Annotated in this window: 17 protein-coding genes; 5 read left to right on the top strand and 12 right to left on the bottom strand. The window is 67.6% G+C overall.

Translation table 11 applies throughout. From position 1 onward, the window contains the following. From CTP10_RS24890 to CTP10_RS24875, 4 genes are read right to left on the bottom strand one after another with little or no spacing between them, the layout of a single operon-like run. Entirely contained in the window at positions 1-1,128 is a 1,128-nt protein-coding gene (locus tag CTP10_RS24890; protein ID WP_116321385.1) for a GNAT family N-acetyltransferase, read from the bottom strand. Beyond that, complete coding sequence (locus CTP10_RS24885; protein ID WP_116321384.1) at positions 1,125-2,378, bottom strand: hypothetical protein; 1,254 nt, start codon at positions 2,376-2,378, stop codon at positions 1,125-1,127. Before CTP10_RS24885 ends, CTP10_RS24890 begins: the two co-directional genes overlap by 4 nt. Beyond that, positions 2,371-3,255 carry a HesA/MoeB/ThiF family protein gene (locus tag CTP10_RS24880; RefSeq protein ID WP_116321383.1) on the bottom strand — a complete coding sequence of 295 codons (885 nt, stop codon included), beginning with the start codon at positions 3,253-3,255 and terminating at the stop codon, positions 2,371-2,373. Before CTP10_RS24880 ends, CTP10_RS24885 begins: the two co-directional genes overlap by 8 nt. Then, positions 3,252-4,205, bottom strand: a complete 954-nt coding sequence (locus CTP10_RS24875) for a hypothetical protein (protein WP_116321382.1) — start codon at positions 4,203-4,205, stop codon at positions 3,252-3,254. The genes CTP10_RS24880 and CTP10_RS24875 overlap by 4 nt, the downstream gene beginning before the upstream one ends. A gap of 273 nt (positions 4,206-4,478) precedes the next feature. On the opposite strand from CTP10_RS24875, the gene CTP10_RS24870 reads away from it, so the two are divergent. Both CTP10_RS24870 and CTP10_RS24865 read left to right on the top strand, forming a co-directional pair. Then, positions 4,479-6,401, top strand: coding sequence for a feruloyl-CoA synthase (locus CTP10_RS24870; RefSeq protein ID WP_116321381.1), 1,923 nt, complete (start codon positions 4,479-4,481; stop codon positions 6,399-6,401). A gap of 210 nt (positions 6,402-6,611) precedes the next feature. Continuing rightward, the gene (locus CTP10_RS24865) at positions 6,612-8,939 is read left to right on the top strand and encodes an FdhF/YdeP family oxidoreductase (RefSeq protein ID WP_116321380.1); all 2,328 of its coding nucleotides are present in this window, start codon (positions 6,612-6,614) and stop codon (positions 8,937-8,939) included. An 83-nt stretch (positions 8,940-9,022) separates the two neighbouring features. Here CTP10_RS24865 and CTP10_RS24860 read toward each other — a convergent pair whose 3' ends face one another. Further along, on the bottom strand, positions 9,023-10,414 hold the full coding sequence (locus CTP10_RS24860; RefSeq protein ID WP_271815723.1) for an IS4 family transposase: 1,392 nt from the start codon (positions 10,412-10,414) through the stop codon (positions 9,023-9,025). A gap of 134 nt (positions 10,415-10,548) precedes the next feature. Here CTP10_RS24860 and fdhD point away from each other — a divergent pair, with 134 nt between their 5' ends. The 3 genes from fdhD (at position 10,549) to CTP10_RS24845 (ending at position 13,320) form a co-directional block, all read left to right on the top strand. Further along, positions 10,549-11,400 carry a formate dehydrogenase accessory sulfurtransferase FdhD gene (gene fdhD / locus CTP10_RS24855; RefSeq protein WP_116322910.1) on the top strand — a complete coding sequence of 284 codons (852 nt, stop codon included), beginning with the start codon at positions 10,549-10,551 and terminating at the stop codon, positions 11,398-11,400. 206 nt (positions 11,401-11,606) lie between these two features. Next, complete coding sequence (locus CTP10_RS24850; protein ID WP_116322915.1) at positions 11,607-13,067, top strand: aminotransferase-like domain-containing protein; 1,461 nt, start codon at positions 11,607-11,609, stop codon at positions 13,065-13,067. Next, positions 13,054-13,320 carry an Rrf2 family transcriptional regulator gene (locus tag CTP10_RS24845; RefSeq protein WP_116322909.1) on the top strand — a complete coding sequence of 89 codons (267 nt, stop codon included), beginning with the start codon at positions 13,054-13,056 and terminating at the stop codon, positions 13,318-13,320. Before CTP10_RS24850 ends, CTP10_RS24845 begins: the two co-directional genes overlap by 14 nt. Positions 13,321-13,325: 5 nt before the next feature. Here the strand turns inward: CTP10_RS24845 and moaA are convergent, their stop codons facing one another. From moaA to CTP10_RS24810, 7 genes are all read right to left on the bottom strand, one after another. After that, positions 13,326-14,429 carry a GTP 3',8-cyclase MoaA gene (gene moaA, locus CTP10_RS24840; RefSeq protein ID WP_116322908.1) on the bottom strand — a complete coding sequence of 368 codons (1,104 nt, stop codon included), beginning with the start codon at positions 14,427-14,429 and terminating at the stop codon, positions 13,326-13,328. A gap of 144 nt (positions 14,430-14,573) precedes the next feature. Further along, on the bottom strand, positions 14,574-15,377 hold the full coding sequence (locus CTP10_RS24835) for an efflux RND transporter periplasmic adaptor subunit (protein ID WP_116322907.1): 804 nt from the start codon (positions 15,375-15,377) through the stop codon (positions 14,574-14,576). Beyond that, positions 15,374-15,586 (bottom strand): DUF1656 domain-containing protein, encoded by a 213-nt coding sequence (locus tag CTP10_RS24830; protein WP_116322906.1) that lies wholly within the window; start codon positions 15,584-15,586, stop codon positions 15,374-15,376. Before CTP10_RS24830 ends, CTP10_RS24835 begins: the two co-directional genes overlap by 4 nt. Beyond that, the gene (locus CTP10_RS24825; protein ID WP_116322905.1) at positions 15,573-17,657 is read right to left on the bottom strand and encodes an FUSC family protein; all 2,085 of its coding nucleotides are present in this window, start codon (positions 17,655-17,657) and stop codon (positions 15,573-15,575) included. The genes CTP10_RS24830 and CTP10_RS24825 overlap by 14 nt, the downstream gene beginning before the upstream one ends. A gap of 2 nt (positions 17,658-17,659) precedes the next feature. Continuing rightward, the gene (locus tag CTP10_RS24820) at positions 17,660-17,785 is read right to left on the bottom strand and encodes a DUF2474 family protein (RefSeq protein ID WP_233528378.1); all 126 of its coding nucleotides are present in this window, start codon (positions 17,783-17,785) and stop codon (positions 17,660-17,662) included. An 11-nt stretch (positions 17,786-17,796) separates the two neighbouring features. After that, positions 17,797-18,804, bottom strand: a complete 1,008-nt coding sequence (gene cydB, locus CTP10_RS24815; protein WP_116322914.1) for a cytochrome d ubiquinol oxidase subunit II — start codon at positions 18,802-18,804, stop codon at positions 17,797-17,799. 20 nt (positions 18,805-18,824) lie between these two features. Further along, positions 18,825-20,276: a cytochrome ubiquinol oxidase subunit I gene (locus tag CTP10_RS24810; RefSeq protein ID WP_116322903.1), complete on the bottom strand. Its 1,452-nt coding sequence runs from the start codon at positions 20,274-20,276 to the stop codon at positions 18,825-18,827. Positions 20,277-20,510: the final 234 nt, after the last annotated feature.

Here is a 20,510-nt window from a genome sequence, read left to right as displayed (position 1 = left end):
TCAGTTGCCGTGATCCGGTGCCAGCGCCCTGCGGAACAGGTGCAGGCGGTGCAGTTCGGTGGCGCCCAGCTTTTCCATCTGCCGCAGGCTTGCGCCATTGGTGTCCGACACCCAGCTGATGCCCAGGTGCGAATAGCCGGCACCGCGCATCGCCGTCAGCAGGCGGTGCAGCAGCACGCCGTTGACGCCCTGGCCGTGGAACGCCTGGCGTACCGAGAAAAAGATGACCGCCGCGCGCTTGCGGCTGGCGCGGAACCGCAGCAGGTGCCACAGCGTCGACCATTTCAGGCGGAAGCCCGTGGCGTGCAGGAACGGGTTGAGGTCCGGCACGCAGAGCAGCACCCCGACCGGCTCGCCGCGGTAGTAGGCCGTGCAGGACAGGCGCTCGTCGATGATCCACATCATGCCGGCGCAGGGGTAGAGGAATTCTGCTTCCGTCAGCGGCACGAACATCGGGTTGGCGGCAAAGCCATCGTTCAGCACGGCGCACGCCTCGCGCAGGCGTCCTTCGAAGCCGCGGCGGCGGATCGGCGCGAAGCGCCAATCCGGATCGCTGGCCAGTGCACGCTGCCGGTTGCCGAGCAACTGGTCGGGATCGTAGCCGCGCACATCCATCTCGAAGGTGCGCATCGGGAAGATGCGCTCGAAGCCGCAGGCTTCGAGCAGCCGGGCAATATGCGGCGGCGTGTATTCCTGGTAGGTGTATGGCGCGTGCCCGAAGCCATCGGTGACGACGCCGATCATCTGCGTGATGGTCAGGTTGAAGCTGCCTGCCAGTTCGTCGCAGCCTTGCCGGCTGACCCACCCCGCAGCGGCATCGAGCAGCGAACGCGCCACGGCGATGTCGTCGATGCAGTCGAACAGGCCGAAATACCCGCGCTTCTGCGCGTACAGCCGGTTCGAGGCATCGTGCACATGGGCCAGGATGCGTCCCACGATGCGTCCGTCGCGGTGCGCGGTGTACCAGGTGCGGCGCGCAAACTGCCGGAACAAAGGATTCTTTTCAGCATCCAGTGCCCGCGCGAGGTCGCCCTTCATTGGCGAGACGAAATGGGTATCGTCGCCATAGCAGGCGAACGGCGCAGCGAAGAATGCATCGAAATCGCCTTCGCGCAGTTCCAGGTTCATGCGGGCTCCTGTCGGTGCAGGTGCCGCGCCAGCCGCAGGATGACAGCGGCGCGCAGCTCGCCGATGGCGGCATTGGCGCCCTGCGGCAGGTTCAGCAGTACCACCATGGCGGGTTGCCGTGCGATCAGCAGGGCGTGGGTCATTTCGTGGCGTTCCATCAGGTCGACCAGCTGTTCCGCGGCTTCGATGCCGCTGCCGATGCCGCTTGCCTGGGGCTGCCGGGCCCACGCCCTGGCATCGCCGATCGATACCGGCTCGCGCCGCTTGCCGGCCAGCGCGAACAGCTCGGCCAGCGCATAGCCTGCCAGCTCGGCGTCGCCCAGCACTACATGGTCGGCGGTTTGCGGCAGACGCCGCAGCGAATGGAGGAATCCGTCCGGTGTATCGAGGCGGGCATGGAGCAGCCAGCGCAGGAAGGCGTTGCCGTCGCCCGCGAGCGACACCGCGCGGATACGGACGAAGATGGCGGTCAGCAACACCCACGCCAGCGCCACCGGCATGCCGCGCAGGCCCGTCTGCAGGAATCCCGGGCCCGGCCCATGCGACGCCAGCGCCATGGCGCCGGCCAGCACCACCGCGAAGACCAGTGCCGCGGCAATATGCGCCAGCAGCCCGCGCACGACCCGCTGCGAATCCGACAGGCTCAGCAGCACATAGACAAAGGCCAGCGCCCCGAGCGCGCCCAGCCGGACCGGCACGTGCCCGAGTTCCTCGCGGAAATCCGTCGCCGCCAGCGGCACGGCCAGCGCCACCACCACGACCACCGCGCGCGCCAGCCGCTCTTCATTGCTGGACAGGTCGGCATCGCGCAGCCAGAGCAGGAACCAGCCGTTGCTCGCCGTGACCACTGCATAGCAGGCCAGGAACGCCAGCAGCAGCGGCACGTTCGTGGACAGGTCGGCAACGAGGTTGATGGCGAAGAACACCACCGACACACCGAGCGCCAGCAGCTTCAGCCACAACGGATGGTGGCGCCGCAGCAGCTGCTCGGCAAACAGCGTGGTCGCGATTGGCAGCAACGTGGCCGCCGCGAATACCAGCCGGCCGAGTAGTGGGCTGAGCATCGGCCCGCCGAGCAGCCAGGCAAAGCCCCGCACCGCCAGCAATGCCGTCAGCACGCCGAACAGGAACAGGCCGGTGCCGATGCCGCTGCCGGCTTCGCGGCGCGTCCACAGGAAATGAAGGTAGAGTCCGCAACCCAGCGCGCCCAGCCAGGTCACGGTGACATCGCTGGCCAGCGCGTTAATCACGGAGCAGCCTCGCCATGAAGCGCCGCACCGTGGCGCGCAGCAGCCAGGCGGCCAGTGCGTTGCGCGGCGTCTCGACGCGCATGGTCCAGGGGTTGAAGAAATAGCCGCGCGCATCGGCCAGCCGGGGACGGTCCAGCACCAGCTTGGCGGCTTCGAAGGCCATCAGGTTGCCGGTGGTGATCACCATCGGCGCAAACGACATGCGCTTGCGTTTGCCCGAAAGCAGGTCCTTCGCAATCGCAAGATCGACATGCCGGACCGAACTGGAATGGATCATGACGTACTCCAGTTCCTTGCCCAGGCACGCCTGCCGCAGCGCCGGCGTCAGCGCCTGCCAGTCCATGCCGATGCTCGGATAGCCCAGGCGCGTCTCCGGCCGCGGGTCGTGTGGCCGCACCACGGTGACCGAGGGCAGGGGAGCGGTATAGGCGTCGATGACGGTGGCGCCATGCTCGCGCGCCTTGCGGTAGAGCGCGATGCCCGCGGCCATGTCATCCATGCCGTTGACCACGATCTTGTAGCGCGCCAGCAGGTCGTCGAGCCGGCCCGGCCAGTCTTCGCCCAGCGTCTCGATCTGCAGCGCCGGATTGACCTGGTGCAGCTGCGCGACGGTGGCCTCGACCTTGCCGATGCCGACGGTGGCCAGGCTGGCAAACACCTGCCGGTTCATGTTGGACACTTCGAACACGTCGAAGTCGGCCAGCGCGAAGCCGCCGATGCCCATGCGCGCCAGCGCCTGCAGGCAGGCGCCGCCCATGCCGCCGACGCCGCAGACCAGGATGCGCGCGTCGCGCAGCCGTTGCTGCTCGGCCTCGGTCACGAAGCCGATATTGCGGGTGGTGAATTCTTCGTAGGAAAAGGCAGGGTTTGCTGTCATGCGTGGTTCCTTGCGCGCAGGTCTCCCATCGGCTCGCGCGGGTTCAGCCAGTGCACCAGCGGCAGGACGATCCGGCCGAGCGCCAGGAACGCCACCTGCGACAGGATCGCCGGCAGCGAGTCGCGCGGGACTTCGCGCAACAGGTATTTGCGCGCGCTGGCCAGGTCCAGCCGCGCGACCTGCAGGAAGTCGTCGCCGCGCTGGTAGTCGAGTTCGCGCTGGCACAGCGCATTGACGCGTTCATCGCGGTGCCTGGGCGCTGCGTCGAAGGTCTTCTTGAGGTTATCCGAGCCGCCCCGGTAAGCGTCGGTGATGACAAAGCGGGCCTCGTCGAAGCCGGCGCCCTCGTCGACGCCGAAGACGTGGCGATGCGATTTCATGATCTCGCGCGCCACGCTCAGGTGCTCGAAGCTGCGCCGTGCCGGCGCGAACGGATTGGGATACGCCGTGACGAAGACCTCGGCCACCTTGCCGATGATCGCCGGCACCTGGGTCACGTTGCTGATCCAGATCGGACGCAAGCCGCGGCGGAAGAACAGCAGGATGCAGGTCAGGCCGTACAGCACCCAGGAAAGCCCCTGCGTGCGATAACCCGGGTCGACCATCACCAGCCCGAGGTGGATGGCCTCGACCGGTCGCCCCCTGAGCTCGATCGGCATGATCGACAGCGCGTTGAAGGCGATGGGGCGGCCGCTGTCCCGGTCGTAGAGCAGCGTGACCACGGCGCGGCGCAGCCGCTCGGGATCGCCGGACAGCACGCCATAGTCGAGATCCTTGCCGATGCCCCGGTGCACCACGCCGCGCATCTCGGCCAGCATGGCGTCGAGCCGGGTGCTGTCCATCCAAAGCCCGGGCCGCTCGACGACCCGGATGCGCACGCTGCGGCTGGCGTTCAAGGTCAGGTCCAGGTAGCGCAGCCGCTGGCGGATTCGATGGATGACTTGGAACATGCAGGTTTGCCCGATGCCTTTGTTCTTATGTAAGCAGTCCAGGAATTCCCGGAGATTCCAGGAAATGGAGGTGCAGCGCGCAGCATATAACAAGATCGGGGCCCGTACGCATTTCGTCGGCCAGGCGCAGTCGGGCGCACCGCCACCTGAGGCGGGTGGTATGGCCCGGGCGCAAGGTGGCCTACGCTGACAGCACAGCCGGCTTGCAATTCGCATGACCGGCGCTGAACAAGACCCGGCGCATCAGCCGCGGGCATAAAGGAGACACCCGAGATGACCATTTCCGCTGCCGTTCGCAAGCCCGAAGCCAGGCAAGAAGCCAGGCAAGAAGCCAAGTACAGGCCGACCGTGTTTGTCGAACGCGCCACGCTGGTCGAGCACCGCAAGGACGGCAGCATCCTGCTGCGCAGCGCGGCTCCCGCGCCGGATCCGGTCCAGCGTGGGCTGGGCGATTTCGTGTCCTGGTGGGCCGAGCGGCGCCCGGACGTACGCGCCTTCTGCGAACGCGACGGCGAGGGCGCCTGGCGCTCGGTCAACTGGGGCGAACTGTGGCGGCAGGTGCAGGCGGTCGGCGCGCGCATGCTGGAACTGGGCCTCGGCCCGGAGCGTCCGCTGATGCTGCTGTCCGGCAACTCGATCGAACAGGCGGTGCTGCTGCTGGCGGCGGAGTATGTGGGCGTGCCGACCGCGCCGGTTTCCCCGGCGTACTCGCTGCTCAGCAATGATTTCGTGCGGCTGAAGGGCGTGGCCGAGCTGGTGCCGCCGGCAGCACTGTTCGTGCAGGACGGCGCGGCGTACGCGCGGGCGGTGGATGCGCTGGCCATGCCCGAGGTCCCGGTCATTGCGGTCGGCAAGGTCGCAGCGGGGCAGCTCCCCTGGGCCTCGCTGGCCGGCGCCGATCTGACGGCGGAGCGCGACGCGGCGGTGCGCGCGGCCCACGCCGCGGTGCGCGATGAAGATACGGGACGGGTCCTGTTCACCTCCGGGTCGACCGGCGTGCCCAAGGGCGTGCCGCTGTCGCATCGCAACCTGCGGGCCGTGGCGGCCTACTTCTCCGATCTCTACCAGCCGCTGGTCGACCGCCAGCCGGTGTTCCTCGACTGGCTGCCCTGGCACCATGGCCTTGGCGGGGTGCTGAATCTGAGCCGTGCCGTGACGCTGGGCTCGACCCACTATATCGACGACGGCAGGCCGCTGCCCGGGCAATTCGCCCGCACGGTGCGGAACCTGCGCGAGGTATCCCCGACGATTTTCACCAGCGTCCCCTCCGCGTGGGGCATGCTCGCCACCGAGCTCGAACGCGATCCCGAGCTGGCGCGCAGCCTGTTCGCCAAGGTCGTCAATTTCTCCTACGGCGGTGCCAGCCTGCCGCGCGATGTCTGGGACCGCATCCACCGCGCGGCCGAAGACACCGTTGGCGAGCGCATCGTGTTCTGCTCGGGACTGGCCTGCACCGAGACCAGCGGCATGGGTATCTACTGCAGCTGGCCCACCGGGGACACCGGCAACGTCGGCGTGCCGATGCCCGGCGCCGAAGTCAAGCTGGTGCCGCTGGAAGGCGAGGAAAGCGGGGGCGGCGCGGGCCGCCGCTATGAAATCCGCATGCGCGGGCCGTTCCTGTTCAGCGGCTACATCAAGCGGCCCGACCTGACCGCCGCCGCGTTCGACGAAGAAGGCTACTTCTGCCTGGGCGATGCCGTGCGGCTGGCCGACCCTGCCGATCCGGCCAGGGGCGTGCGCTTTGCCGGGCGCGTGGTGGAAGACTTCAAGCTGGTCAATGGCACCTGGGTGCGGGTTGGCGCGGTCAGGCTGGGACTGGTCGAACAATGCGCACCGCTGCTGACCGATGCCGTGATCTGCGGCCACGACCATGACTACGTGGCCGCGCTGGCGTGGCCCAACGTCGCCGCGTGCCGGGCGCTGCATCCCGAACTGGCGGAGCTAGATGCGCAGGCACTGGTGCGCCATCCCCGCGTGGTCGATGCGATCCGGGAGCGGCTGCAGGCAAGCGCCGGTTCAGGCGCCAGCCTCAGCGTCAGGCGCGTGCTGCTGATGGCCGAGCCCCCGTCGATCGACGCCAACGAGATCGCGGACAAGGGCTACGTCAACCAGGCTGCCACCCGCGCGCGCCGCGCCGGGCTGGTCGAGGCGCTGTTCCAGGCGCAACCTGCGGCGCATGTCGCTTGTGCGGCATAGGCATGGCCAGGCCGGCAGCCAGCCGGCCTGACGCAACACCGCATGGGCGGCGGCCAGGCCGCCCGGCGAGACTGTACTCCCCGGCCATCTCACGCTTTGTACGTCTCCCGCGCCACCCCGCCGGCCTACTCTGGTGTCACCGCAACGATCCGGATGCGACCCCTGGTCCAGCAGCCCCGGATGCCCCCGTCGTTACAGGACACCACGCCAATGAGCACCCCGACCCCCGAGAAAGGCCACATCGCCCCCTACACCCATCCCGCCGCCGGCTGGGGTGCGCTGAAGTACGTTGCCATCAACCTGATCAAGGAGAAGGTGGCCGGCGGCAAGTACAAGATGCTGTTCAAGCAGAACCAGGCCGACGGCTTCGACTGCCCTGGCTGCGCCTGGCCCGACCGCCAGCACGCATCGACCTTCGAGTTCTGCGAGAACGGCGTCAAGGCGGTGGCCGCGGAAGCCACCAGCATGCGGGTCACGCCGGAATTCTTCGCGCAGCACACGGTGACGTCGCTGATGGCGCAGACCGACTACGAGCTGGAGCAGCACGGGCGCCTGACGCATCCCATGGTCTACGACGCGCAGACCGACAAGTACCGCGCGATCCCCTGGGACGAGGCCTTTGCCATGATCGGCCGCCACCTGAACGCGCTGCCGGATCCGAACCACGCGGCATTCTATACATCGGGCCGCGCCAGCAACGAGGCCGCGTTCCTGTACCAGCTGTTCGTGCGCGCCTATGGCACCAACAATTTCCCGGACTGCTCGAACATGTGCCATGAGGCCACCAGCCGCGGCCTGCCGCTGACGGTAGGCGTGGGCAAGGCCACCGTAGTGCTCGATGACTTCGAGCATGCCGACACCATCCTGCTGTTCGGCCACAACGCGGCCACAAACCATCCGCGCATGCTGGGCGATCTGCGCGAATGCGCCCGGCGCGGCGCGACCATCGTGTCGGTCAACCCGCTGCGCGAGCGCGGCGTGGAGCGCTTTACCAGCCCGCAGCATCCGGTGGAGATGCTGACCGGGTCCAGCACCAAGATTGCGTCGATGTTCGTGCAGCCCAGGCTGGGCGGCGACTTCGCGCTGATCAAGGGCATGGCCAGGCGCTTGGTCGAACTCGACGACGATGCGATCCGGCATGGCCGCGAACGGCTGGTCGACGTCGACTTCGTGCGCGAGCACACCATCGGCTTTGGTGCCTTCGTCGAAGACCTGCGCGCGGAAAGCTGGGCCGACATCGTCTCGGAGTCGGGCGTTTCGCTGGAAGACATCGACGCGCTGACGCAGGTCTATGCCCGCGGCAAGCGCGTCATCGCCTGCTGGGGCATGGGCCTGACGCAGCACAAGCATTCGGTGCCGACGGTGCAGATGTTGTCCAACCTGATGATGATGCGCGGCAATATCGGGCGCGAGGGTGCCGGACTGCTGCCGGTGCGCGGGCATTCGAACGTGCAGGGCGACCGTACCGTGGGCATCGAGGAAAAGCCGGAGGCAGCGTTCCTGGACCGCCTGGGCACCGCCTTCGGCTTCGAGCCGCCGCGCGAGCACGGCTATGACGTGGTCGAGACCATTTCCGCGATGCTGGAGGGCAAGGTCAAGGTCTTTGTCGGCCTTGGCGGCAATTTCTCGACCGCCACGCCGGACACGCCGCGCACCTTCGAGGCGCTGCGCCAGTGTGCGCTGACCGTGAACATCGCCACCAAGCTCAACCGCAGCCATCTGGTGCACGGCAAGGAATCGCTGATCCTGCCGACCTTGGGCCGCACCGAGATCGACCTGCAGGAGGGCGTGCCGCAGGGCGTGACCGTGGAGGACTCGGTCTGCATGGTCCATATCTCGTTCGGCATGAACGCGCCGGCGTCGCCGCACCTGCTGTCGGAGACAGCCATTGTCGCGCGCATGGCCGCTGCCACGCTGGGCTCGGACAGGATCGACTGGCTCTGGTATGCGCAGGACTATGCGCGCATCCGCGATGCCATCGAGCAGGTGATCGACGGCTTCGACGACTACAACGAGCGCGTCGCCGTGCCGGGCGGATTTCACCTGACGCCGGCAGCGCGCAACCGGGTCTGGCAGACGCCGTCGCGAAAGGCGCAGTTCCTGGTCAACCGCATCGACAAGGACACGCCGATCCATCGCGCGCGGGAAAAGTACGGCGACAAGCTGATGGTGATGATGACCACGCGCTCGCACGACCAGTACAACACCACGATCTACGGCCTGGATGACCGCTATCGCGGCGTGTTCGGCCTGCGCCGCGTGGTCTTCATCAACGCTGCCGACCGCGAGCGGCTTGGGCTGGAGTCCGGGCAGCATGTCGACATCACCAGCGTCTGGGACGATGACGTGCAGCGCCATGTCGAGGACTTCGTGCTGGTCGACTACGACATCCCGCAGGGCTGCCTCGGCGCGTACTACCCCGAGACCAACCCGCTGGTGCCGCTGGAAAGCACTGGGGACGGCTGCGGCACGCCTACTTCGAAGTCGGTGCCGGTGCTGCTGACCGCGTCGCGCCAGCAGCCGGCCGTGGCAGCGTAGTCGTTGGTTGGTGCTTGCCACCACCCCAGGCAGACGCTCCCCTCTCCCGCAAGCGCTTGCCTTTACCCACAACTTGCGGCGGCTTACTCGTCTTTCTGGAAGATCCGATACATTTCGGTGATTTCGTGCAGGGCGAGGAAGCCGCGCCAGAGGACGGTGGCTCCCGGGGGATCGTCGTTTTTGCGACCCAGGTAGCCACCGAGCTTGGCGATCCAAAGGACCGCGTCGCTGAGTTTTGGCGCCTCTTCCGGTGGCTTGGTTGTGCCGTGCGTGCGGCAGTACAAGGCCCGCCATTCGAGCGGTTGCAGTAGCACCGAGCAAGGGATATCGGCTTCGAGCCGGCCCAGCATGGTCGCGTACATAATGCGCCAGCCGATCACGGCGAACAGCGCCGTAGCACGTAGGAACCGCTCCAGCGTCCCGAACTGCCGCGCTTCGATCTGGCAGCCACTCTTCAGGACACGATGCCAGGATTCAATGGTCCAGCGCCGGGCATACCAGCTCAGTCGCTCCAGCGCATCTTCCAGCGTTTGGGTAGGCATTGAACTGAGCAACATCCATTCGAGCGGCTCAACGCCTTGGGGCGGCTCGATCTCCAGCGCGTGAATGGCAAACACTTCGAGACTCGGTAGATCCTCTGCACCGCGGCTGCGCGGCGGTCGCAGTTGGACGGGCACACAACGCAAAGCCAGTCGGGCGCTACGCGCCTGCCTGGCGCCGCTCCTGGGCACGTGCAATACGGTCTCTCCAAGTACAGGAGCCGCAGCAACCGTCTCCCACAGATACTTCTCTGGGTGGTCCACGCCTCGATTCCAGGCGGCCCGCACCAACCAGTCCACCCCCGCTGGGCGCGGCGCCAGGAACACGTCGTACACATCGCCCTCGCGATCGCTGACGGCAACAAGGTGCGTGTCCGGACACTGCATCTTGAGCGGCTCAAGGCATTCCAGCCCCTCCAGCCACTTCACGCTTTCCTTGTCACGAATGGACAGCGCCCGGCGCTGCCCGGCCTTGCCCGATGCTTGCGGCGCACGCACCCACGTCTTCATGCTCAACACGCCCAGTGGCAGGCCTTCAGGCGTCACCGCCAGCACGCTGTGCAACATGAATCCGTGCAAATTGCCGCCCGTGCCGTGACCAAGTCCCTCAGTCGCGGGCAAATTTGCCAGATTGAATTCCGTGGTGTCCTGCACCGCCAGTACGACAGGTACCCGCTGCATGCGACCCACGGTTTGAGCGACGTGGCTCGCCAGGATTCCGTCCGGGTCGACCGCCTCATTATCAAAGAAGCGATATGCCGCCTTGAGTTGGGCACCACTCAAGGCCTGCGGGAACGAAACATGGGCTTTTTGCGCCAGTCCGCGCGCCAATGCCACAAGGCGCTGCGTGCGACGCGCATCGCCCAATTGTGCGCCACTGAATTCGTCGCTGGCCCAGTCTTCGAGATCTTCCGTATCCGGCAAAATTGCCACCACTGATTGTCAACTTCACACGAAGTTAACACCGTCCAATCCGGTTTACAACCTTTCCAATCGAGATGTGGGTAAAGGCAAGCGCAAGCGGGAGAGGGGAGCAAACCGGTGGTAATTCACAGTTTCATGAGGTCCCCATGCATTGCATCGAACAGGTCGAACAGATCCGGCACACAGGCTATGAATCCCGCTCCATCGTCCGCCACAAGGACATCGAGGCACGGCCGGCGCTCGACAACGTGGCGCAGGAGCTGCCGGTCGCGCTGGTCTACAACGGCATCTCACACGCCGTGATGATGGCCACGCCGCTGGACCTGGAAGCGTTCGCCGTGGGTTTCTCGCTGACCGAAGGCATCGTCGCCCACAACGCGCAGATCCATGACATCGAGGTCCGCGTGCACCGGTACAGCGCCGAAGTCCAGCTGCAGATCAGCGAACAGGCCTTCGCCGCGATGAAGGCGCAGCGCCGGGCGCTGGCGGGCCGCACCGGCTGCGGCGTCTGCGGCATCGAGAGCCTGGAACTGCTCGACCTGCAGCCTGCGCGTATCCGCGAGCCGGCACGGCGGCTGGAACCTTCGCGCAAACTGCTCGGGCGCGCCGTCTCGGCGTTGCCTTCGCACCAGCGGCTGATGCGCGCCACCGGTGGTGTGCATGCGGCGGCGTGGTGCAACGCGAGCGGCGAGATCCTGCATGCGTTCGAAGATGTCGGCCGGCACAACGGGCTGGACAAGCTGATCGGCCACCTGGCCATGCGGCGCGTGGCGCTGGACGACGGGTTCGTGCTGCTGTCCAGCCGTGCGAGCTATGAACTGGTGCGCAAGGCCGCGCGCATGAACATCCAGATGCTGGCGACGATCTCGGGCCCGACCTCGCTGGCGATCCGCATTGCCGAGCAGGCCGGCGTGCGCCTGCTCAGCTTCTGCCGCGCCGACGGTTACGTCGACTACACCGGTGTTGCGCTGGAAATGACGGAAGACGCGACATGTTGAGCTTCGACGGGCAGCCGGGACAGCGTCGTGCAGGTCACCGCGCAGCAGGGCGCGGCGTCCGTATCCGCGCTCGGCCAGGCCAGCGGCTTTGTGCGCGTGGGGCCGCAAAGCGCCGGATCGCTCCATCATGTGCCGCTGCCGTACTATGATCTCCATCGTTGGCTTGGTTGAACAAGACCGGCGGCACGGCAGGCGGGGAGCGCAGCGTGAAACTCTATGAAAAACTGGCTGCGGATATCGAGGCACTGGTGCAGCAGGGCGTACTGCTGCCGGGCGAGCGCATTCCATCGGTGCGGCAGGCCAGCCAGCACCACCGCATGAGCATTACCACGGTGATCCGCGCCTATGTGCTGCTGGAAAGCCGCGGCGTGATCGAAAGCCGGCCGCAGTCCGGCTACTTCGTGCGCGCGCGTCCGGGCGAGCCCGCGATCGAACTGCGTACGTCCCGGCCCAACGCCAAGCCCTCGGCGGTTGACGTCAGCGCGCTGGTGCTGTCCACGCTGCGCTCGATCCGCTCGGACGATGCCGTGCCGCTGGGTTCGCCGTATCCGGATCCGTCGCTGTTCCCCTGGCAGCGCATCAACCAGTACGCCAACAACATCGCCCGCCGCTATGCCAAGTGGACGCTGCTCGACGACCTGCCGCCCGGCAGCCCCGAGCTGATCCGGCAGATCTCGCGCCGCTACCTGGATAACGGCCAGGCCATCGATCCCAACGAAGTGATCGTTACCATCGGCGCCACCGAAGCCATCAACCTGTGCCTGCAGGCGGTGGCGAAGCCGGGCGATACCATCGCGGTGGAGTCACCGACCTTCTACGCCATGCTGCACGCGATCGAACGCCTGGGGATGCGCGCCATCGAGGTGGCGACCGACCCCGTGGAAGGCATCGACCAGGAGGCGCTGGCGCGGCTGATCGACGAGAAGGGCGTGAAGGCGTGCATGGTGATGCCGAACTTCCAGAACCCGCTCGGCTTCCGGATGCCCGACGACAAGAAGGCCAGCCTGGTGGCGATGCTGACCGAAAAGGACATCCCGGTCATCGAGAACGACGTCTATGGCGAACTCTATTACGGCGAAGTCCACCCCAGCTCATTGAAGGCCCACGACAAGGCCGGCATCGTGCTGCACTGCGCCTCGTTCTCCAAGACGCTGACCAATGCCTACCGCATCGGCTGGGCGCTGCCGGGCCGCTACCGCGAAGCGGTGGAGCGGCTCAAGTTCCTCAATACGCTGACCACGCCGGCGATCCCGCAGCTGGCGATCGCCGAGTTCCTGAAGAACGACGGCTACGATTTCCACCTGCGGCGTGTGCGCAAGGCCTACGCGCAGCAGGCCAGCATCATGGCGGTGGCGGTGCGCCGCTTCTTCCCCGAAGGCACGACCACGTCGCGGCCGGCGGGCGGCTACGTGCTGTGGGTGCAGTTGCCGGAAGGCATCGATGCCATGGAGATGTACCACGCCGCGCTGGACCACCGCATCACGGTCGCGCCGGGCCATATGTTCGCGCCCGGCGCCACCTACGCCAACTGCATCCGGCTGAACTACAGCGCCGAATGGTCGCCCGGCATCGAATCCGCGGTGCAGACGCTGGGCAAGATCGCGCAGCACCTGCTGGCGCGGAGCCGGCAGCAAGCACAGGAAAAACCAGGCCATGTTGGACACTGAGATCGATCCCGCCATCCTCGCCGCGCTGGAGGTGCTGCACCAGGCCGCGCACGAAGGCGGCGCAACGCCCTGGTCGCTTGCAAAAATCGCCAAGCGGGCGCAACTGCCGATGAGCGTGCTGAGGCGCGTGCTGACGCAGCTACAGTCCGCGGGGCTGGCCGAGTTTGCGATCGACGAGGCGGGGCACGGCCACGCCAGCCTGACGCAGGCGGGGGTGGAGCTTGCCGCGCAGGTGTTCCCGGAGACTGACTGAGCGGCTCAGCCGCCCACCAGCGACATGCGTACGGTCGGGTACTGCCTCGGGTGCTGCTCGCCGCTGGCAAGCCGTTCCGCGCGCAGTTCGGAGTAGCGGTCGCCGCGCGCCTGCCAAGCCTGGCTGATGGCAGCGGCGAGTGATTCGGCAGGGCGGGCGGCCGACAGGTGCGGGCGCAGGTCGACGGAGCAGGTGGCGAACAGGCACAGGTGCAGGCGGCCATCCACCGAAACGCGTGCGCGGGTGCAATCGCCGCAGAAGGGGTGTGAAATGCTGGAGATAAAGCCCAGCTTCAGGCTGCCATCGGCCAGCATATAGTTGCTGGCAGTCTCGGCTTCCCGCCGCGCGACCGGCAGCAGCGCATGCGCACGCTCGACCATGGCGCGGATCTCACCGGAAGGCACCACGCGCGACTGTGACCACCCGCGCGGCCCCTCCACATCCATATATTCGATAAAGCGCAGCGTGACGCCGCTGCCGCGGAAATGCCCGACCAGCGGCAGCACCTGCGCGTCGTTGGTGCCGCGCTCGACCACGCAGTTGACCTTGACCGGCTGCAGGCCGGCGGCGCACGCGGCGTCGATGCCTTCCAGCACCGCTGCCACCGGGAAATCGACGTCGTTCATCGCGCGGAAGACGCCGTCGTCGAGGCTGTCCAGGCTGACCGTGACGCGCCCGAGGCCGGCATCGCGCAGCGCGCGGGCCTTGCGTGCCAGCAGGCTGCCGTTGGTGGTCATGGCCACTTCCACCTGGCCGCCGTCGAGGGTGCGCATGCTGGCAATGCCCTCGACCAGCGACTCGATGCCCTTGCGCAGCAGTGGCTCGCCGCCCGTCAAACGCACTTTCTCCACGCCCAGGCCGACAAAGGCCCGCACGATGCCGAGCAACTCGGTGTCTGACAGGCGTTGCGCGGGGGAGAGGAAGGGATAGTCGCGCCCAAAGCGCTCCTTGGGCATGCAATAGGTGCAGCGGAAGTTGCACTGGTCGATCACGGAGAGCCGCAGGTCCCGCAGCGGGCGGCCAAGCTGGTCCCTGCAGGCCGCCGGTGCCGGCTCCGGCACGTAGGCGTGGGTGGTGAGGGGCATTTGTTGCACAAGCGCTGCTTGCATGGCGGATCTCCGGTGGGCAATGGCCCCAATGGCCCGGCAGCATGGGGCCGGTTCAGTCTCCATGGTAGGGACGGGCTGCGCCCGGCAGGGCGCACACATTGGCCGCCGCAGGAGCAGAACAGTTGGGGCGAGGCGGCAGCGCGCCTACTCGCGCAGCTCGCGGATGCGCACCGTCGCGGTCTGGCCGGCGATCAGGCGTACACCGGGCGGCGCCTTGTCCAGCGCGATGCGTACCGGGATGCGCTGTGCCAGCCGCACCCAGTTGAAGGTCGGGTTGACGCTGGGGAGCATGTTCGGGCCGCGGTTGCGGTCCTGGTCTTCGACGCCGGGGGCAATGCTCTGCACACGCCCGCGCAGGGGCGCGGGCAGGCCCATGATGTGCACGTCCGCGACGTTGCCGACCCGGATCGCCTGCAGCTTGGTTTCCTCGAAGTAGCCCTCGACGTACTGGGAGCCGCTGGCCACCACCGACAAGGCCGGCCTGCCGCGCATGGCGAAATCCCCCGCGCGCGGCAGCCGGTCGCTGACGTAGCCATCCACGGGGCTGGTCACGCGGCAGCGGGCCAGGTTCAGGCTGGCCAGTTCCACGGCGGCATCGGCTGCGTCGATGCGCGCCTGGGCGGCCGGATCGCGCCGGGCCTGAGCGAGTGCCGCACGTGCCGAAGCCGCCTCGGCCCGCGCCTGGCGCAGCGCCAGGCTGAAGCGCTCCTGGTCCAGCACGAACAGGACCTGGCCGCGGTGCACGCGGGCGTTGTCATCGATCATCACGGCCGTGACCAGCCCGGAGACATCGGACGCGACCTGGATCACCTCGGCGCGCACATGGCCGTCGCGCGTCCAGGGCGCCTCGGTGTAGTACTGCCAAAGATGCCAGGCGGTCAGTGCCGCCGCGACCACGGCTGCCAGGGTCACCGCGTAGGGGCCGAGCAGCGAAAGCTTGCGATTCATGATGGAGCCTGCCAGACGAGCGCGACGATCGCGCCCAACACGAGGATATAAAGCGAGAGATTGAACAGGGACCGGTGCCACACGACGCGGTAGAAGCCGATCCGGGAGAGCGCGGCGCGCGCGCCGGCGGTGATGGCGAACGCCGCCAGCATCCACACGACGGTGGCCGGCACGAAGACGCCGTACAGGTCGAATTCAGTGGCGTGCATGGTGATCTCCATGGTCCGGGTACAGCGCGAGCCGCAGGGTGGTGAGTGCCGCCAGTGCCGCGCGGGGGCTGGCGTGAACCGTCGTGGCCAGCGCTGCGCAGGCCGCATCGATCTGCGCGGCGGGCGCCGTCGCGGGCGTGGCGGCATGGCCGATGCGTGCGCACTGCCGGTAGTGGCGCGCCACACCTGCCAGCGCGCGCTCGACGGCACGGCAAGGCACGGCCCGGGTACCGACACAGGCGCGCCGCAGCACCAGTACGGCGGATTCCACCAGGAAGTCGGCAACGGCATCGCCGGCCGGCTTGTCGCTGGCGTTATTGCGGCGCGTCAGCGGCGGCCACTGGCGCAGCAGCCGGTCCAGCATGCGGCCGCGCAGCCGTGCGCTGTTGACCGCCGCGCGCGGATGCGCGGCCAGCGCGATCTCGTTCCAGTTGGCCCTGGCCAGCCGGTACGCCACCAGTTGCTGGCCGAATGGCTGCATCAGCACGGCCCATAACGCGGCGAACACCAGCGCCGCCAGGCTCGCCAGGCTGCCGTTGAAGATGCCTGCGAAGCTGGCCGCATCGAGGTGCCGAGGCCCCGGGAAGGACGCCGCGGTGACCGCCAGCAGCACGCCGAACAGCGCATTGCGCGGCTGTGTCGTCATGGCGCCGATCAACAGGTACGGAACGAACAGCAGCGCTGCCAGCGAGCCGAAGTCATGCGCCAGCACCAGCACCACGAACTGGTAGTACCAGGACAGCAGCGCGCAGGCGATGCCCCACGCGATCACCCGGCCGGCCACCAGGCGCGGCTCCGCGGTGCTGGCGATGAAGCAGCTGGCGAGCGCGACCAGCCCGACCGGAACGGCGCCGTCGATCCAGCCTGACACCATCCACAGCAAGCCCGCCGCGAAGGTGGCCGATCCGGCGGTGGCGGCGCGAAACAACAGTTGGGCGTGATCATGGTGGCGGGCCTGTCCGGCGGGCTCGACGCGATAGCGCAGCGTTGCCGGCTCGCCGCCATCGTGGCGCAGGCTCGCTTGCAGCAGGCGGCAGTCTTGCCAGAGGTCTGCCAGTTCATCGAGATAGGTGCCGGTGGCCGCGGCCAGGCGCGCATGCCAGTCCGCGGTTGCGGCCGGTGCAGCGCCTGAGGGTAGCCAGCAAGGCGCGGGGCGGCTTGCGCCCTTCTCGCCGGCGATCCAGGCCAGCGTAGCGTGCAGCCGCTGCGCAAGCGCGTCGGGCATGCCCGACGGGTGCCGGCGCAAGGCGCCGACGGTATCGGCAAGTGCCAGCACCAGTGGCAGCAGGGCCGTCATGCGCTGGTGCAGGGCGCGGGCGCGCCGCAGTGCCGGTGCGCCGTCGGTTTCATAGCTGAGCGGGGCGAACTGCGTTTCCATCGCCAGGATGTCGGCGGCCAGCAGGCTGAAGCTGTCGTGGCGCTGGCCCGCGCTGGCATCGGTGGCCAGCAAGTCATCGATCCAGCGCGAGGCGTGGTCCAGCCAGGCGGATGCGCGCGCGGCCAGCGCCGGGGTGGTGTGCACGGGGAAGACCACCGCGCTGACCACGCTGGCGCAGACGATGCCGATCACGATTTCCTCGATGCGGACAAGAGCCACATCAAAGACGGTCGCCGGATGGCTCACCGTGGGCAGCGCAACGATCGGCAGCGTGTAGGCGGCCAGCAGGCAGATGTAGTTGCGCGGTGCCGGCTCCAGCAGGGACAGGTAGAGCAGGGCCCCGGTCCAGCACGCGATCGCCGCCATCAGCAGCACGGGCTCGTCGACCAGCAGCGGCACCAGTGCCACCGCGCATACCGCGCCCAGCAGCGTGCCGAGCACGCGGTAAGTGCCCTTGGCATGGGTGGCGCCGGCCAGCGGGCTGGACACGAGGTACACCGTGGCCATGGCCCAGTAGGGTCGCGGCAGGCCGAGCGCCAGCGCCACGCAGAGCGCCAGCATGGCCGCGCCGAACACCTTCAGAGAATGCAGCCACGGCGCAAAGTCCGGGCTCCGTGCCCATGCTGCCGCGAGCGTGCCGGATGCATCGGGCGCATGTGCCGTGGCGCGGGGGATCGGGGTGGACGAGGCCATGTTCAGCTCGAGAGCCCGACCGCGCGCATCAGCAGCCGCATCAGGCTGGCGCACGCGAAGACCGTGCCGACGCCCGCCAGCCACAGTGCCAGCAGCCAGCCCAGGCGCGACGCGAGCCCGGAACGCATGAGCCTGGCCATCAGTGGTACCCCTCCCCGCGCTTCACCTTGCCGCGGAACACGTAGTAGGACCAGGACGTGTAGGCCAGTATGATCGGCACGATAAACAGCGTGCCGGCCAGCGCGAAGCCCTGGCTCTGCGGGGCCGACGACGCGTCGAAGATCGAGATCCCCGGCGGGATGATATTGGGCCAGATGCTGATGGCCAGCCCGGTATAGCCCATGAAGATCATCAGCAGCGCGTAGAGGAACGGCGCCACGTTCGGGCGGCGGTGCAGGGCGCGGTAGATGCCCGCGGCGGAGACAAGAACCAGTAGCGGCACCGGCAGGAAGAAGAACACGTTGGGCAGCGCGAACCAGCGTTGCGCGATCTCCGGGTGCGTCAGCGGCGTCCACACGCTCACTGCCGCGATCATGGCCACCATCACGCCAGTCAGCACGTTGGTCACGCGCAGCATGGTCCATTGCAGCCGGCCTTCGGTCTTCATGATCAGCCAGGTGACACCCAGGAAGGCGTACGTGATTACCACGCCCACGCCCGCGAAGATCGGGAACGGTGCCAGCCAGTCCAGCGCGCCGCCGGTGTAGGTGGTGCCGTCCATGGCGATGCCGTCGATATAGGCGCCCAGCGTCACGCCCTGGAAGAAGGCGGCAACCACCGAGCCCCATGTGAAGGCAGCGTCCCAGTAAGGGCGGCTGCGGTCGCTGGCCTTGAAGCGGAACTCGAAGGCCACGCCGCGGAAGATCAGGCCCAGCAGCATGAACATCAGCGGCAGGTAGAACGCGGTCAGCAGCACCGAGTAGGCCAGCGGGAAGGCGCACAGCAGCGCCGCGCCGCCCAGCACCAGCCAGGTCTCGTTGCCGTCCCAGACCGGCGCCACGGTGTTCATCATGACGTCGCGGTCATGGCGGTCGCCGACGAAGGGGAAGAGGATGCCGATGCCCAGGTCGAAGCCGTCCATGATGACGTACATCATCACGCCGAAGAAGATCAGGGTGGCCCAGATAACGGGAAGGTTGATACCCATGTCGATCACCTGTTCAGGGTTCAGGATTCGCGGCGGCCGTGCCGGGCCATCGCGTGGGGAACGGAAGCCGCGGCGATGGCGGCGGGAACGACGCTGCCGGGGCCGTAGGAAGGCCTGTCGTCTGGATGCGGGTGCGGGTGTGCATCGGGAGCGGGGCCGGCGCTGGCCAGCTTGAGCATGTAGCGGATGCCGACGCCGAAGCAGACGAAATAGACCACCACGAACAGCGCCAGCGACAGCGCCACCGGGCCGGCCGCATGCGCGGACACGGCATCCCGGGTACGCAGCAGCCCGTACACCACCCACGGCTGGCGGCCGATCTCCGTGGTCATCCAGCCGGCCAGCAGCGCGATCAGGCCGGTGGGGCCCATCACCACGGCCAGGCGCAGGAACGCCCTGGACCGGTACAGCGCGCCGTTGCGGCGCAGTATCCATCCCAGCAGGCCGAAGCCGATCATCGCCACGCCCAGGCCCACCATGGTGCGGAAGGTGAAGAACAGCACCGTGGCATTGGGGCGGTCTTCCCTGGGGAAGTCCTTCAGGCCGCGGATCTGGCCGTCAAGGGTGTGCGTCAGGATCAGGCTGCCCAGGCGCGGGATCTCGATGGCGTAGCGGGTTTCCTCGCGCTCCATGTCCGGGATGCCGAACACGATCAGCGGGAAGCCGTTCTTGTCATCCCTGGGGGCCGTGTGCCAGTGTCCCTCCAGCGCCGCGATCTTGGCGGGCTGGTGTTCCAGCGTGTTCAGGCCGTGTGCGTCGCCCACCATCGCCTGGATCGGCGCGGTGATCAGCACCATCCACATCGCCAGCGACAGCATCTTGCGTGCGGCGGGCACGGCGCGCCCGTGCAGCAGTTGCCAGGCCGAGGACGCCGCCACGAACAGCGCGGTGGACAGCAGCGCGGCGATGACCATGTGCGCAAGGCGGTAGGGGAACGACGGGTTGAAGATTACTTCCAGCCAGTCGGTCGGGACCACCTTGCCGGCAACGATGACGTAGCCGGCGGGGGTGTGCATCCAGCTGTTCGATGCCAGGATCCAGGTCGAGGAAATCATGGTGCCGAGCGCCACCATGACGGTCGAGAAGAAGTGCAGCCCCGGCCCGACGCGGTTCCAGCCGAACAGCATCACGCCGAGGAAGCCCGCCTCCAGGAAGAAGGCGGTCAGCACCTCGTAGGTCAGCAGCGGGCCGGTGACGCCCCCGGCGAACTGCGAGAAGCCCGACCAGTTGGTGCCGAACTCATAGGCCATGACCAGGCCGGAGACGACCCCCATGCCGAAGTTAAGCGAGAAGATCTTGATCCAGAACTGGTACAGGGTCTTGTAGACGGTGTCCTGCGTGCGCAGCCAGCGCGCTTCCAGGAACGCCAGGAAGCAGGCCAGCCCGATGGTGATGGCGGGAAACAGGATATGGAAGGAAACCGTAAACCCGAACTGGGTTCGGGCAAGGTCCAGGGCTGTGAGTCCGTGCATTGAGGTGCTCTCCGTGGGGCGCCGCCGGCACGATGGGCCGTGCCGCGACATTACGGACAAGCGTACGGATGACAGCCTGCCCGCCAGGGATACAGTTCCTGCGGAACTGTTCAAGCTCAGTTGTGCGGGCCGGAAGCAGGGCTGGCCAGGCACATGGCGCCACCAGTACAGATGGCGCCGCTGCGCGGGATCACAGTCATGGGCAGACCCCGCCTTGAACTCGGCGGGATCGCG

The sequence above is a fragment of the Cupriavidus sp. P-10 genome, assembly GCF_003402535.2.
Classification (GTDB): Bacteria; Pseudomonadota; Gammaproteobacteria; order Burkholderiales; family Burkholderiaceae; genus Cupriavidus.
The sequence above is the reverse complement of the archived record's forward strand: the minus strand, read 5'-3'. Positions and strand labels throughout refer to the sequence as shown.

Excerpts from the sequence above, each read along its gene's own strand:
- fdhD (WP_116322910.1), top strand. The coding sequence starts at position 10,549 with ATGCATTGCATCGAACAGGTCGAACAGATCCGGCACACAGGCTATGAA.
- CTP10_RS24810 (WP_116322903.1), bottom strand. The coding sequence starts at position 20,276 with ATGCACGGACTCACAGCCCTGGACCTTGCCCGAACCCAGTTCGGGTTT.
- cydB (WP_116322914.1), bottom strand. The coding sequence starts at position 18,804 with ATGGGTATCAACCTTCCCGTTATCTGGGCCACCCTGATCTTCTTCGGC.
- CTP10_RS24825 (WP_116322905.1), bottom strand. The coding sequence starts at position 17,657 with ATGGCCTCGTCCACCCCGATCCCCCGCGCCACGGCACATGCGCCCGAT.
- CTP10_RS24875 (WP_116321382.1), bottom strand. The coding sequence starts at position 4,205 with ATGTTCCAAGTCATCCATCGAATCCGCCAGCGGCTGCGCTACCTGGAC.
- moaA (WP_116322908.1), bottom strand. The coding sequence starts at position 14,429 with ATGCAAGCAGCGCTTGTGCAACAAATGCCCCTCACCACCCACGCCTAC.
- CTP10_RS24870 (WP_116321381.1), top strand. The coding sequence starts at position 4,479 with ATGACCATTTCCGCTGCCGTTCGCAAGCCCGAAGCCAGGCAAGAAGCC.
- CTP10_RS24835 (WP_116322907.1), bottom strand. The coding sequence starts at position 15,377 with ATGAATCGCAAGCTTTCGCTGCTCGGCCCCTACGCGGTGACCCTGGCA.
- CTP10_RS24845 (WP_116322909.1), top strand. The coding sequence starts at position 13,054 with ATGTTGGACACTGAGATCGATCCCGCCATCCTCGCCGCGCTGGAGGTG.
- CTP10_RS24890 (WP_116321385.1), bottom strand. The coding sequence starts at position 1,128 with ATGAACCTGGAACTGCGCGAAGGCGATTTCGATGCATTCTTCGCTGCG.
- CTP10_RS24830 (WP_116322906.1), bottom strand. The coding sequence starts at position 15,586 with ATGCACGCCACTGAATTCGACCTGTACGGCGTCTTCGTGCCGGCCACC.
- CTP10_RS24865 (WP_116321380.1), top strand. The coding sequence starts at position 6,612 with ATGAGCACCCCGACCCCCGAGAAAGGCCACATCGCCCCCTACACCCAT.
- CTP10_RS24880 (WP_116321383.1), bottom strand. The coding sequence starts at position 3,255 with ATGACAGCAAACCCTGCCTTTTCCTACGAAGAATTCACCACCCGCAAT.
- CTP10_RS24820 (WP_233528378.1), bottom strand. The coding sequence starts at position 17,785 with ATGCGTTCCGGGCTCGCGTCGCGCCTGGGCTGGCTGCTGGCACTGTGG.